Annotated in this window: 12 protein-coding genes and 1 riboswitch; of the genes, 2 read left to right on the top strand and 10 right to left on the bottom strand. The window is 73.7% G+C overall.

All coding sequences use genetic code 11. The features are described 5' to 3' along the window. Window positions 1–4 precede the first annotated feature (4 nt). From ACZ4M5_RS02665 to ACZ4M5_RS02630, 8 genes are all read right to left on the bottom strand, one after another. Complete coding sequence (locus ACZ4M5_RS02665; RefSeq protein WP_467732299.1) at window positions 5–1,210, bottom strand: glycine C-acetyltransferase; 1,206 nt, start codon at window positions 1,208–1,210, stop codon at window positions 5–7. A gap of 36 nt (window positions 1,211–1,246) precedes the next feature. Further along, window positions 1,247–2,275, bottom strand: a complete 1,029-nt coding sequence (gene tdh, locus ACZ4M5_RS02660) for an L-threonine 3-dehydrogenase (protein ID WP_467732297.1) — start codon at window positions 2,273–2,275, stop codon at window positions 1,247–1,249. 177 nt (window positions 2,276–2,452) lie between these two features. Continuing rightward, window positions 2,453–3,025 (bottom strand): GAF domain-containing protein, encoded by a 573-nt coding sequence (locus ACZ4M5_RS02655; protein WP_467732295.1) that lies wholly within the window; start codon window positions 3,023–3,025, stop codon window positions 2,453–2,455. A 60-nt stretch (window positions 3,026–3,085) separates the two neighbouring features. Next, complete coding sequence (locus ACZ4M5_RS02650; RefSeq protein ID WP_398107805.1) at window positions 3,086–3,715, bottom strand: GTP-binding protein; 630 nt, start codon at window positions 3,713–3,715, stop codon at window positions 3,086–3,088. Next, window positions 3,693–4,064, bottom strand: a complete 372-nt coding sequence (locus ACZ4M5_RS02645; protein ID WP_333935161.1) for a DUF742 domain-containing protein — start codon at window positions 4,062–4,064, stop codon at window positions 3,693–3,695. The genes ACZ4M5_RS02650 and ACZ4M5_RS02645 overlap by 23 nt, the downstream gene beginning before the upstream one ends. A 2-nt stretch (window positions 4,065–4,066) precedes the next feature. Continuing rightward, entirely contained in the window at window positions 4,067–4,501 is a 435-nt protein-coding gene (locus tag ACZ4M5_RS02640; protein WP_086564018.1) for a roadblock/LC7 domain-containing protein, read from the bottom strand. Window positions 4,502–4,569: 68 nt separating this feature from the next. Beyond that, a complete protein-coding gene (locus ACZ4M5_RS02635) occupies window positions 4,570–6,786 on the bottom strand; it encodes a sensor histidine kinase (protein ID WP_467732292.1) in 2,217 nt (738 codons plus the stop codon). Window positions 6,787–7,427: 641 nt separating this feature from the next. Then, the gene (locus tag ACZ4M5_RS02630; RefSeq protein WP_467732290.1) at window positions 7,428–8,696 is read right to left on the bottom strand and encodes an MBL fold metallo-hydrolase; all 1,269 of its coding nucleotides are present in this window, start codon (window positions 8,694–8,696) and stop codon (window positions 7,428–7,430) included. 128 nt (window positions 8,697–8,824) lie between these two features. On the opposite strand from ACZ4M5_RS02630, the gene ACZ4M5_RS02625 reads away from it, so the two are divergent. Together ACZ4M5_RS02625 and ACZ4M5_RS02620 are read left to right on the top strand one after the other, a co-directional pair. Continuing rightward, complete coding sequence (locus tag ACZ4M5_RS02625; RefSeq protein WP_467732288.1) at window positions 8,825–10,003, top strand: glutamate dehydrogenase; 1,179 nt, start codon at window positions 8,825–8,827, stop codon at window positions 10,001–10,003. A gap of 61 nt (window positions 10,004–10,064) precedes the next feature. Next, window positions 10,065–10,706: a TetR/AcrR family transcriptional regulator gene (locus tag ACZ4M5_RS02620; protein ID WP_467732286.1), complete on the top strand. Its 642-nt coding sequence runs from the start codon at window positions 10,065–10,067 to the stop codon at window positions 10,704–10,706. 26 nt (window positions 10,707–10,732) lie between these two features. Here ACZ4M5_RS02620 and ACZ4M5_RS02615 read toward each other — a convergent pair whose 3' ends face one another. Together ACZ4M5_RS02615 and ACZ4M5_RS02610 are read right to left on the bottom strand one after the other, a co-directional pair. After that, window positions 10,733–11,518: an SGNH/GDSL hydrolase family protein gene (locus ACZ4M5_RS02615; protein ID WP_467732838.1), complete on the bottom strand. Its 786-nt coding sequence runs from the start codon at window positions 11,516–11,518 to the stop codon at window positions 10,733–10,735. Between the two features lie 244 nt (window positions 11,519–11,762). Further along, the gene (locus ACZ4M5_RS02610) at window positions 11,763–12,695 is read right to left on the bottom strand and encodes a M23 family metallopeptidase (RefSeq protein WP_467732284.1); all 933 of its coding nucleotides are present in this window, start codon (window positions 12,693–12,695) and stop codon (window positions 11,763–11,765) included. Between the two features lie 4 nt (window positions 12,696–12,699). Then, a riboswitch (cyclic di-AMP (ydaO/yuaA leader) is annotated at window positions 12,700–12,854 on the bottom strand. Window positions 12,855–12,896: the final 42 nt, after the last annotated feature.

Here is a 12,896-nt window from a genome sequence, read left to right as displayed (position 1 = left end):
CAGGTCACCGGCTGTTTTCGGCCTCCAGCTTCGCCCGGGCCGCCACGAAGGCGTCCACGGCGCGGTTCACGTCGTCGGTGGAGTGCGCCGCCGACAGCTGGACGCGGATCCGGGCCTGGCCCTGCGGCACGACCGGGTACGAGAAGCCGATCACGTACACGCCGCGCTCCAGCAGCAGTTCCGCCATGCGTCCGGCGACCGCCGCGTCGCCGATCATCACCGGTGCGATGGCGTGGTCGCCGGGCAGGACGTCGAAGCCCTCCTCGGTCATCCGGCCGCGGAAGAGGGCCGTGTTCTCCGCCAGCCGGACGCGCAGGTCGTCCGCGGACTCCAGCAGGTCCAGCACCTTCAGGGAGGCGGCCGCGATCACCGGGGCGAGGGTGTTGGAGAACAGGTACGGCCGCGAGCGCTGGCGCAGCAGGGCGACGATCTCGGCGCGGGCGGCGACATAGCCGCCGGAGGCGCCGCCGAGGGCCTTGCCGAGGGTGCCGGTGATGATGTCGACGCGGTCCATGACGCCGTGCAGCTCGGGCGTGCCGCGGCCGCCGGGGCCGACGAAGCCGACCGCGTGGGAGTCGTCGACCATGACCATCGCGTCGTAGCGGTCGGCCAGGTCGCAGATCTCGCGCAGCGGGGCGACGTAGCCGTCCATGGAGAAGACGCCGTCGGTGACGATCAGGCGGCGGCGCGCGTCGGAGGCCTCTTTCAGGCGGGCCTCCAGTTCGGCCAGGTCGCGGTTGGCGTAGCGCAGGCGACGGGCCTTGGACAGCCGGATGCCGTCGATGATCGACGCGTGGTTCAGCGCGTCGGAGATGACCGCGTCCTCCGGGCCGAGCAGCGTCTCGAAGACACCGCCGTTGGCGTCGAAGCAGGAGGAGTACAGGATCGTGTCCTCCTGGCCGAGGAACGCCGACAGCCTCGCCTCCAGCTCCTTGTGGACCTCCTGCGTGCCGCAGATGAAGCGGACGGAGGCCATGCCGTAGCCCCAGCGGTCCAGGGCCTCGTGGGCGGCGGCGACGACCTCGGGGTGGTCGGCCAGACCGAGGTAGTTGTTGGCGCAGAAGTTGAGGACCTCGCCGGGACGGCCGCCCGCGGTGACGTGCACGGTGGCGGACTGCGGGGTGCCGATGACGCGCTCGGGCTTGTGCAGTCCGGCGGCACGGATCTCGTCGAGGGTGGCGCGCAGGTCGTCGCGCACGGAGTCGAACATCGGGGAAGCTCCTAAGGTGCTCGCGGAGGAGGGGGGTTACGCGGTCCAGTCGAGGATGACCTTGCCGCCGCGGCCGCTCGCCGCGTCCTCGAACGCCGCTTCGTAGTCGCGGTGGCTGTAGCGGCCGGTGATGACGGGCGCGAGGTCCAGGCCGGCTTCGAGCAGGACGGACATGGCGTACCAGGTCTCGAACATCTCGCGGCCGTAGATGCCCTTGATGGTGATCATCGAGGTGACGACGCGGGCCCAGTCGACGGGGAACTCCTGGGCGGGCAGGCCCAGCATCGCGATCCGGCCGCCGTGCGTCATGTTGGCGATCATGTCGCGCATCGCCTCGGGGCGGCCGGACATCTCCAGGCCGATGTCGAAGCCCTCGCGCAGGCCGAGCGTGCGCTGCCCGTCGGCGATGGTGGCCCCGGAGACGTTGAGCGCGAGGCTGACGCCGATCTTGCGGGCGAGTTCCAGCCGCTCCTCGCTGACGTCGGTGATCACGACGTTGCGGGCGCCGGCGTGCCTGGCCACGGCGGCGGCCATCAGGCCGATCGGGCCCGCGCCGGTGACCAGGACGTCCTCGCCGACGAGCGGGAAGGACAGCGCGGTGTGCACGGCGTTGCCGAAGGGGTCGAAGATGGCGGCCACGTCGAGGTCGACGGGCACCCGGTGCACCCAGACGTTCCCGGCGGGCAGGGCCACGTACTCGGCGAACGCGCCGTCCCGGCCGACGCCCAGTCCCACGGTGGCCCGGCACAGGTGGCGGCGGCCCGCCAGGCAGTTGCGGCACTTGCCGCACACCAGGTGGCCCTCGCCGCTGACCCGGTCGCCGACGGAGACGTCGGTGACGTCGCGGCCGGTCTCGACGACCTCGCCGACGAACTCGTGCCCGACCACGAGCGGGGTGCTGATGGCCTGCTGGGCCCAGCCGTCCCAGGCACGGATGTGCAGGTCGGTGCCGCAGATACCGGTGCGCAGCACCTTGATCAGGACGTCCCCGGGGCCGATGACCGGCTCGGGTACGTCCGCCAGCCACAGGCCGGGCTCCGCCTTCTGTTTGACCAGCGCCTTCACCGCTACGGCTCCAGGGGGTGAGTCCCGGCTCCGGGCATGCCGAAGGAACCCCTGGGCCGGGAGAGGAGTGGGATCGCACAGCAATCTGCCGTACGACGGCGCACCCGGTCCATCGAGGATTTCTTAAGCGCCGCCGCAGCTTTGCTTCACGCCGCGGGGCGGCGGGTGCCGGCGGGCTCAGTGGGGCGGCAGCCCCTCGCGGCGCTCCAGCTCGGCGGAGAGCAGCGCGGCGTGTTCCTTGATCGCCGTCAGGCCGGGTCTGCCCCACGGCCGCGGCCGGACGTCGGCGACGCTGACGGTGCCCAGCACCACGCCGGAGCCGTCCAGGAGCGGCGCCCCGAGGTAGGAGCGGATGCCGAACTCGTCGACCACCGGGTTGCCGGCGAAGCGCGGGTAGTCGCGGACGTCCTCCAGGGCCAGCGCTTTGCGGCGGGCCACCACATGGGGGCAGAAGCCGTGGTCACGGGGCAGCACACGGCCCAGGCGCGGACCGGTGCCGTCGCTCCGCACGGCCGGCGGGACGGCCGGGACGTACAGGCCCGCGTAGAACTGCCCGTGCTCGCCGGGGAAGTTGACCATGGCGTACGGCGCCCCCGTGGCGTCGGCGAGGCGCTGGGCGAACGCGTCGAGGGCGGGTTCGGGGTGGTCCCCCAGGCCCATCCCGCGCAGTCGGCGAGCGCGGGCGGGGGCCTCCTTGTCCTCGGGTGTGAGCAGGAGACGACCGGCCGGGCGCGGCGGGTCGTAGGTCATGGGCGTGCTCCGGGGCTGTGGGCAGGCGTCATAGAGGCACTCCGTGGCAGTGTCGGACGGTCACATGTGGGCGCTGTACCCCGTGGTGGGGGCGGGTGTGTGGGCGATGAGGTGGCGCACCAGGGTCAGCAGGGTCTGCACCCCGGAGCTGGAGATCCGGGCGTCGCAGCGGACGACCGGGATGTCCGCGGGCAGGTCGAGGGCGCCCCGGACCTCCTCGGGGTCGTAGCGGTGGGCGCCGTCGAACTCGTTGACGGCGACGATGAAGCCGAGCCCGCGCTGTTCGAAGAAGTCGACGGCGGCGAAGCACTCCTGGAGGCGGCGGGTGTCGGCGAGGATCACCGCGCCGAGCGCGCCCTCGCACAACTCGTCCCACATGAACCAGAAGCGCTCCTGGCCCGGGGTGCCGAACAGGTACAGCACGTGCTCCGCGTCGAGCGTGATGCGGCCGAAGTCCATCGCCACGGTCGTCTCGAGCTTGTTCTCGATGCCGTCGAGGTTGTCGGTGGTGGCGCTGACGGTGGTGAGCAGCTCCTCGGTGCTGAGCGGCGCGATCTCGCTGACCGCGCCGACGAAGGTGGTCTTGCCCACGCCGAACCCGCCCGCCACCAGGATCTTCAGCGCGGTGGGGAAGGGGTCGGCGCCGTGGCCGGGTCCGCCGGCGTAGTCAGAGCTGTCGTCGTAGTCCATCGAGCACTGCCTCCAGAAGAGCCCGGTCCGTCGGGTTGTGGTGGAACGCGGGGGGCTTGGTCGTCAACGCCCCGCAGTCGACGAGGTCGGCCAGCAGCACCTTGGTGACGGCCACCGGCAGTTTCAGGTGGGCGGCCACCTCGGCGACCGCGACGGGCACCCGGCAGCGTTCCAGCGCCTGGGTGTGCTCGGGGCCGAGGTAGCCGAGGGGGGTCGCCCCGGTGGCCATCACCTGGGACACGAGGTCGAGCGCGACGGTGGGACGGGTCCGGCCGTTGCTGACCGTGAACGGGCGCACCAGGCGCCCGGCCGCGTCGTCGAGCCAGGGCCCGTCACCGGCCGCCGTCACGCTCAAGGCCTCATCGCCGGGGATTCGACGGACTGCTGCCGGGGCGCGGTCACCAGGTAGGGGCGGACGCTCTTGACCAGCATGGCCATCTCGTAGCCGAGCACGGCCGCGTCGGCCTCGCGGCCGGCGAGCACGGCGAGGCAGGTGCCGGAGCCGGCGGTGGTCACGAACAGCAGGGTCGAGGCCAGTTCGACGACGACCTGCCGGACGTCGCCGCCGTCGCCGAAGCGGACCCCGGCGCTGCGGCCCAGCGAGTACAGGCCGGAGGCCAGGGCCGCCATGTGGTCGGCGCTGTCCGGGTCCAGGCCGTGGACGGATTTCACGAGCCCGTCGCAGGACAGCAGCACCGCGGCGCTCGTGTGCGGTACGCGCTGCACGAGGCCGCTCATCAGCCAGTCGAGGTCGGATACATGGGCGGTCGGCGCGTCGCTCGCCATGGTGGATCGACTCCTTGGGGTGCGAAGGTCTGCGGGAGCGCTGGGGGTGGGGGTGGGAAGGGGGGTGGTCATCCGGCGGGGGCGCTCCCGTCCTGCCGGTCGGTGGTCGTGCGGGTCGTGCGGTCGGGCCGCGGCCCGGGGGCCGGGGCGGCCGGGGACACCTCGCTGGGGAGCGGCTGGGGACGCACCGGCCGCAGAGGACTGAGCCCTCTGAGCGCGGAGTCCCCGGGTGCCGAGTCCCTGTGCGTCGCAGCCATGTGCGCCGGGTCCATGTCGGCCGGGGCTGTATGCGGCGGGTCCATGTGCGCCGGGGCTGTGTGGGGCGGGGCTGTATGCGGCGGGTCCATGTGCGCCGGGGCGCTGTGGGCCGGGGCCGTGTGCGCGGACTCCATGTGGGCCGGCGCCGTGTCCCCCCACATCATGTCCCCTGCCTCCAGGCTCTGTTGGGACTCGGCGAGGCTGATGCCGCGCTGGAACGCGGCCATCAGGCCCGGGTCGTGGCCCACGAGGCACTCGGGGTCCTGCCGCGGCACCGGACCGTCGCGCAACTGCGGTGCGATGTGCTCCTGGGCGCGGCGGCGCGGCAGTTGGGGCTTGCCCATGGTGCCGCGCACGGCGCCGCCGCGGGGGACGGGGGGTGCGGACCCGTGCGCGGCCAGCACGGGCCGGGCCTCCGGGCTGATACCGGGTGCCGCCTCGGCCGGGGTGGGCCGCTCGCGGCGGGCGCCCCGTACGGGCAGGGGTGCAGGGGTGCCTGCGGGCGAACCGGCCGACCGGCCGCCTCTGTCGGGGGCGGCGTCGGCACCGCTGGCCGCCCCGGCACCAGCGCCGGCACCTGTCTGGACCGGAGAGGATGCCACGGGCCGGCCGTCCGCCCCGTGCCCCTCCCGCTGCCCGCTGTCCCCGCTTCGCCCGCTCCGGCCGACCTGCCTGAACTGCCCGGCCTGCCCTGCCTGCCCGGCCTGCCCGGCCTGTGGCAGCTGCGGGAGCGGGGAGGGCTGCCCGCCCGTCGCCACCGCGCCCGTCACCGCCCCGCCCTGCGGCTCCGCACCGACCGCCGGCGCCCCGGCCGCCGCCCCGAGCAGCGCCTGCGGTACCACGAGCACGGCCTGGACGCCGCCGTAGATGTTGGACTGCAGGCGGACGGTGATGCCGTGCCGCCGGGCGAGTTGCGAGACCACGAACAGGCCGATGCGTCCGTCCGCGAGGAGGCGTGCGACGTTCACCTGGTCCGGGTCGGCGAGCAGCGCGTTCATCCGCGTCTGCTCCTCGACGGGCATGCCGAGGCCGCGGTCCTCGACCTCGACGGCGAGCCCGGAGGTGACGAGGTTGGCACGGAGCAGGACCTGCGTGTGGGGGGCGGAGAAGACCGTGGCGTTCTCGACGAGTTCGGCCAGCAGGTGGATGACGTCGGCGACGGCGTGCCCGCGCAACTGTCCGTCGATCGGCGGGACGAGTTTGACGCGGGAGTACTGCTCGACCTCGGCGATGGCCGACCGCAGCACCTCGGTCATGTCGACCGGGTTGCTCCACTGCCGCCGCGAGACGGCCCCGCCGAGCACCGCGAGGTTCTCGGCGTGACGGCGGATGCGGGTGGCGAGGTGATCGACGTGGAAGAGCCCCTTGAGCAGGTCGGGGTCCTCCATCTCGTTCTCCAGCTCGTCGAGGATGGAGATCTCGCGGTGGACCAGCGACTGCAGCCGCCGGGCGAGGTTCACGAACACCTCGAGCTTCTGCTCGCTGCCCGCCTGGCTGGAGAGCTGCGAGGCTTGGACGACCGCGGTGACCGCGCTGTCGTGGGCCCGGGTCAGATCGGCGGTGAGGAGGTCGAGGTCGTCGGCGTCCTCGCCGGGGCCGCCGCCGTGGCTGCGCGCCCCGGCCTGCGGCGGTCCGTCCCCGCGGCGCAGTGAGTCCACCAGGGCCCGCAGGTCGGCCTCGCGACGTGCGGTGGCGCGGCGCAGGACACCGACGCGGTCGTGCACGGACCGGGCGGCGCGGCCGGCGGCCACCGCGGCCACCACGATGCCGACGAAGGTCACCGACAGCGCGCCGGCGAGCACGGCCCACAGGGTGAGCCCGGGGCGCGCGCCGGTGGAGCGGACGGTGAAGAGGACGGCCGCGCAGCCGCTGAGGGCGACGGCGACCGGCGGCAGTACGGCGATGCGCAGCAACTGGGACCGTATGTGGGTCTCGGGCAGCGCGGGTGCGGGGCGGGAGGCCGGCCGCCCGTGCCGCCCACCCTCACGGCGGTCTGCGCGTGCGGCCGGTGGCCGGTGGTGTGACATCGGTGTCCTCGTGCTGGTCCGTCGGGCGTCAGTGCCAAGGGCGCTCGCGGTGGTCCGTCGGGCGTCGGTGTCAGGGGCGCTCGCGCTGGTGCGCCGGGATTCGGTACCAGGGGCGCTCGCGCTGGTGCGCCGGGGTTCGCGTGGCCGCTGCCGCGCCGGGGCGCTCGGGGTGGTGCGTTCGGCTTCGCGTGACCGCTGTCGTGCGCCGCGGGTGTCGGCGGCATCGCTCCGCGGCCGTCCGGCGGCGTCCCGGTCCGGGGTCGCGCGGGGCCCCGAGCCGGAGCCCGCGGCGGCGCCGGCGTCGGTGGTGCGCGGGCAGCGGGGGTCCCCGCCGCGTCGACTCCCTCGTCCGCCTTGCGCCTGCACGTGCCGGCCCCCGCTCCTTGATCCGTCCGTTTCCCGACGGCCACTGACAGTAGTCGTCAGCGCATCATGTGCGGTGGGCAGTTGACAAACTCATACGGAGAGCGTCCCGCTCTGGTATGAGGGCTCGTACGACAGACCGATAACCCCCTCAGGAAGTTGGTCAGGAAGGGCAGCCGTTCGATCAGAGCTGGTCAGGGCCGGTCACGCGAAGACGGCGAGGGCTGGGGAGCCATCCGCTCCCCGGCCCTCGCCGTCCGCCGTGCGCAGGTCCCGGCTCAGCCCGCCGGGAGCGACTCGGCGTCCTCGGAGCCCGCGCTCGCCTTCCGGTCACCGTCACTCACCGTATCGGCCTGGGCCATGGCTGCCCGGTCGGACACCGTCTTGATCGTGGTGTCGGTGACGGCCTCGACGGCCGCCGGACGGCGGCCCGACGGAGCGAGCGCCACCCCGCGCCACCACGGCTCCGAGGGGACGGACTCGGCCGTGGGCTCGAACGGCTCACCCGGGTGGGGCAGGGCGATCCGGGCCCCCACGGCGCGGGCGGCCCGCAGCGTCCCCTCACCCGGCTCCGCCCACGGGTGCGTGGCCAGGTTGAAGGTCGCCCAGTGGATCGGCAGCATCAGGCCGTGGTCCGGCCCGCCCTGGAGGTCGAGGTGGGCGCGCATGCCCTCCTCGGGGGTCATGTGGATGTCGGGCCAGAAGTCGGAGTAGGCACCGATCTGGATCATGGTGGCGTCGAACGGGCCGTGCGCGGCACCGATCTCCTTGAAGCCGTCGAAGTAGCCGGTGTCCCCGCTGTGGTAGATCCGGTGCTTCTCGCCCTGCACGACCCAGGAGGCCCACAGGGTGTGCTGGGTGTTGCGCAGTCCGCGGCCGCAGAAGTGCCGGGCCGGGGTGGCGGTCAGGGTGAGTCCGCCCACCTCGGTCGACTCGTGCCAGTCCAGCTCGCGCAGCCGGCCGGCCGCCACACCCCAGTGCTCCAGGTGGGCGCCGACCCCGAGCGGGACCGCGAACAGCGTGTCCGTGCCGGCCAGCGCCTTGATGGTGGGCATGTCGAGGTGGTCGTAGTGGTCGTGCGAGATGACCACCACGTCGACCGGGCCCAGCGCGGCGAGCGGCAGCGGGACGGGGTGCAGCCGCTTGGGTCCGGCGAAGGGGAACGGAGAACAGCGCTCGCCCCACACCGGGTCGAACAGGACCCGCCGGCCGTCGATCTCCGCGAGAACACTGGAGTGCCCCGCCCAGGTCAGCCGCAGGCCGGTGGCCGGGGGCCGGGCGATGTCCGCGAGTGTGGTGGAGTGCACGGGCACGGCGCCCTGCGGGGTGCGCCGCGGCCGGGTCTCCTTGTCGAAGAAGACCTTCGCGAACTCCAGGGTGGAGCCCGAGGGCCGGGTCCGCGCGGGGCCGCCGGGGTTCTGGAAGACCCCGTCCGCGTAATGGGGCGATCGGCGGATGCGCGCCATGCGCTCGCCGCTCGGGTCCGCGCCGAACGCCCCGGGGCGCAGCGCGCGGAGCCCGGAGCTCAGGGTACGGAAACCGGCCACGGTACCTCCAGGTGGAGTCGGTCAGGCTTTCCATTATGGTCGGCCCCTCCGGCCCCACCCGTGCACAGGTGCCCCGCGAGGGAGGATACTGACCGGTGATTCAGTAGCCCGGCGGCGAAGGAGCCCGTATGGCCAGCCCTTGGATGTCCCTCACCTGGACCGATCACCTCACCGGCCGGCAGGGCTTCCTGGTCGTCGACCGGCTGGTGCGCGGTGTCGCCAGCGGCGGCCTGCGGATGCGGCCCGGCTGCACCCTGGACGAGGTGACGGGTCTGGCCCGCGGGATGACGCTGAAGGAGGCCCTGCACTACGACCCGGCGGGCCGCTACGTCCCGCTCGGCGGCGCCAAGGGCGGCATCGACTGCGACCCGCGGGACCCGGAGGCGTACCCGCTCCTGGTGCGGTACCTGCGGGCGATGCGCCCGTACATCGAGAGCTTCTGGACGACGGGCGAGGACCTCGGGCTCGGTCAGGACGTGGTGGACCGGGCCGCCGCCGAGGCGGGGCTGGTCTCCTCGATCCAGGCGGTGTACCCGCTGCTGGACGACGAGGCGGAGGCACGGCGCCGGCTGGCGGACGCCTTCGCCCTCGAGGTGGACGGCATCGGGCTCGACGAGCTGGTGGGCGGCTGTGGTGTGGCGGAGGCGGCGCTGACCGCACTGGACCGGGCCGCGGTGCCGTACGTGGGGACCCGGGTGGCGCTGCAGGGGCTGGGCACCATGGGCGGGGCCACGGCCCGGTTCCTCTCCCGCGCGGGTCTGTCGGTCGTGGCCGTCGCCGACCTGAAGGGCACGATCGCCAACCCGGCGGGGCTGGACGTCGAGGCGCTCCTGGCCGCCCGCGACGCCCATGGCACGGTCGACCGCGCGGTGTTGCGCCCCGGCGACCTCGAACTGCCCGGCGACGCCTGGCTGTCGGCCGACGCGGAGGTGCTGGTGCCGGCGGCCGTGTCGTACGCGATCGACGCGGAGAACCAGGCACGGGTTACCGCCCGCTGGGTCGTGGAGGCGGCCAACATGCCCGTCATGGCGGAGGCGGAGCCCCTGCTGGCCGCGCGTGGCGTGACCGTGCTGCCGGACGTCGTGGTCAACTCCGGGACGAACGCCTGGTGGTGGTGGACGCTTTTCGGGGACGTCGGCGCCGACGCCGAGGAGGCGTTCGCGCACACCCGCCGTGCGATGCGCGACCTGGTGGAGCGGACGCTGAGGCGTGCGCAGGCCGACGGGACCACGCCCCGGTCCGCCGCACACGCGCTCGCGGCGGACCGGCTGCCGGAGCTGGCGCGCCGGTTCGGCTGGTACCGCTGACGGTGCGGGACCGGCCGGATCCGTACGCCGGGGGCCGTGCACGCGTGGATAGGGTGACGGTGTGACGAGAGTCCGGTTGAGCGTCGCGGAGCGGCGCGGGGAGCTGTTGCGGGCCGCCATCGAGCAGATCGAGGCGCGGGGCGTGGCGGCGGTCAGGATCGCCGACGTGGCCTCGGCCCTCGGGGTGAGCAACGCGCTGGTGCTCTACCACTTCTCCTCGAAGGAGCAGCTGGTGGCCGCCGCGTTCCGGCACGCGGCCGAGGCCGACCTCGCGCACCTGCGCAGGCTGCTCGGCCGCCGGTCTCCGGCTCTGCGCCGGCTGCGGTCGGCCGTGCGGTGGTACGCGCCGACCGGCCAGGCCAAGGGCTGGCGCCTGTGGATCGAGGGCTGGGCGGCCGCGTTGCGCGAGCCGGCGTTGCGGGAGGTCACCGAGGAACTCGACCGGCAGTGGAAGGCCGCCCTGGCCGAGGTCATCGCGGAGGGCGTGGCGGCCGGCGAGTTCCCCTGCCGCGACCCCCAGGGGGCCGCCTTCCGCCTCACCGCTCTCCTCGACGGCCTCGCCGTCCAGCTGACGTCGTACCCCGGGTCGGTCCCCCGGGCCCGCGCCCAGCAGTGGGCGGACGAGGCCCTGGCCCGCGAACTGGGCCTGGAGCCGGCCGCGTCGGCCGCGTCAGCCGCGTCAGCCGCGTCAGCCGCACGTTAGCGGTCCGGCCCGTCCGGGGGCGGGCCTCACGCCACGGGAGCGATCCGCATCCGGATGTCGTCCGGGGACAGGGCTCCCTTGGCCGTCACGTGGTCGCCGGAGGACTGGCCGCGCAGCCGGCGCCCGATCCACGGCACGAGGAACTCGCGCGCCCACTGGACGTTGTCGCGCCGTACGTCGAACGCCCCGCGCGGCGGCAGCGGCGGCCAGACCTGCTCGGGGTCGGCGGGCACGTCGAGCCCCATCACCTGGCCCGCGCGGAGCGCCACGCGTGTGTGGCCCTCGGGAGACAGGTGCAGCCGGTCGGCGTCCCAGGCCCGGCGGTCCTGGACACTGCGCAGGGACCACAGGTCGAGCACCGGGCAGCCGTACCGGTCGGCGATGGCCCGGACGTGTCCGTTGTAGGTGGCGATCTTGCCACGCAGGTGCTTGAGCACGGGCACGCCCCGGGTGTCGAACCCGGTCGTCACCAGCACCGTGCCGGCCGCGGCGGTGAGTCGCAGCAGCGCCCGCTCGAAGCGCTCGGCCACCTCGTCGGGGTCGGTGCCGGGCCGGATGATGTCGTTGCCCCCGGCGCAGAACGAGACGAGGTCCGGGGCCAGTTCGACGGCCCGCGGCACCTGGTCCGCCACGATCTGGTCGAGGAGCTTTCCGCGCACGGCGAGGTTGGCGTACCGGAAGTCGCCCTCGGGCCGCAGGTCGGCGAGCAGGACGGCGAACCGGTCGGCCCAGCCGACGAACGCCCCGTCGGGGCCGGGGTCGCCGACGCCCTCGGTGAAGCTGTCCCCCAGCGCCACGTACGACCCGATCACTGCTTTGCTGTCACTCTTCGAATCGTCTGCCACAACCGTTCATGATTCACCCTCGAATGTGACCTACGCGACCGTAGGCAGGGCTTGACGGGCGGTGAGAAAGGCCACTCCCAAAGGCTTGGTCAACTCCGGAATAGGCATGTGGAAGCGGGCGTTGGGGCGTACTCACCACACACCGAAGGCCGGACCCCGGGAACGGGGTCCGGCCTTCGGCGGCGTGTCAGGCAGGCGGGGGTGCGGTCGGTCAGCCGACGGAGACGCCGTGCGAGCGCAGGTAGGCGACCGGGTCCACGTCCGAGCCGTAGTCGGGCGTGGTGCGGATCTCGAAGTGCAGGTGCGGTCCGGTGACGTTGCCGGTCGCGCCCGACAGGCCTATCTGCTGCCCGGCGGTCACGGTCTGGCCGGCCGAGACGGACAGCTGCGACAGGTGGGCGTACTGGGCGTAGTTGCCGTCGCTGAGCTTGATGACGACCTGGTTGCCGTACGCGCCGCCCCAGCCGGCGGAGACGACCGTGCCCGCGCCGACGGCCTTCAGGGAGGTGCCGGTCGGGACGACGAAGTCGACACCGGTGTGGTAGCCGCTGGACCACATGCTGCCGGACATGCGGTAGGGCGTGCCGACGGATGCTCCGTCCACCGGCAGCGAGAAGCCACTGGCGTTGCTCTGGGCGGCGGGCGCGGCGGCGGCCGGCTTCGCGGCGGTGCCGGCCTTGGCGGAGGTGTCCGCGGAGGACTCGGCGGCGGACTTCTTCGCGGGCTTCTCCGCGGAGGCCCTGGGCGCGGGCTGCGACGGCGCCTGGCTCGCGGCGGCCTTCTTGCCGATCGAGAGCTTCAGGCCCGGGTGGATCAGCGACGGGTCGTCGCCGACGGCGTCACGGTTGTCCGCGTACAGCTTCTTCCAGCCACCGCTGACGTGCTGGTCGTCGGCGATCCTCGCGAGGTAGTCGCCGGCCTTCACGGTGTACGTGCGGGCGCCGGCGGTCTTCTCGGCGGCCTTCTTCTCCGCGGCCGGAGCGGACTGGACCGCCTTGTCCGGAGCCGTCTGCGGGGTGGCGGCGTGGGCGCCGGCGGCTCCCATCAGCGGCAGCGCGAGAGCCGCGCCGCCGGTGCCGGCGACGGCGATGGAACGGGTGAAACGCTGGGTCTTGGGACGGCGGTGCTTACCCTTCGCGGGCATGGCGAATTCCTCTCCGTCGCCTGCGAGGTGAGCTGTCGGGTGCGGGCTGGAGATGCCCGGCCGCGCCGTGGCGCGACTCAACCCCAAGCCGTTCCGGGAACCGGAACAGGCGTCGTACCTGTGGGTCCCCCGCTCCTGCCGTGCGTCGGGTCAGTGGGTGCGGGCACCGGGCGGCGGCAGGATTAGGCGTCCGTCCGGATC

This window comes from Streptomyces sp. NPDC026246, from assembly GCF_055567995.1.
The sequence above is the reverse complement of the archived record's forward strand: the minus strand, read 5'-3'. Positions and strand labels throughout refer to the sequence as shown.

What these genes read in the sequence shown, in the direction of transcription:
- ACZ4M5_RS02665 (WP_467732299.1), bottom strand. Translation starts at nt 1,210, where the DNA reads ATGTTCGACTCCGTGCGCGACGACCTGCGCGCCACCCTCGACGAGATC.
- ACZ4M5_RS02655 (WP_467732295.1), bottom strand. Translation starts at nt 3,025, where the DNA reads ATGACCTACGACCCGCCGCGCCCGGCCGGTCGTCTCCTGCTCACACCC.
- ACZ4M5_RS02650 (WP_398107805.1), bottom strand. Translation starts at nt 3,715, where the DNA reads ATGGACTACGACGACAGCTCTGACTACGCCGGCGGACCCGGCCACGGC.
- ACZ4M5_RS02640 (WP_086564018.1), bottom strand. Translation starts at nt 4,501, where the DNA reads ATGGCGAGCGACGCGCCGACCGCCCATGTATCCGACCTCGACTGGCTG.
- ACZ4M5_RS02635 (WP_467732292.1), bottom strand. Translation starts at nt 6,786, where the DNA reads ATGTCACACCACCGGCCACCGGCCGCACGCGCAGACCGCCGTGAGGGT.
- ACZ4M5_RS02625 (WP_467732288.1), top strand. Translation starts at nt 8,825, where the DNA reads ATGGCCAGCCCTTGGATGTCCCTCACCTGGACCGATCACCTCACCGGC.
- ACZ4M5_RS02610 (WP_467732284.1), bottom strand. Translation starts at nt 12,695, where the DNA reads ATGCCCGCGAAGGGTAAGCACCGCCGTCCCAAGACCCAGCGTTTCACC.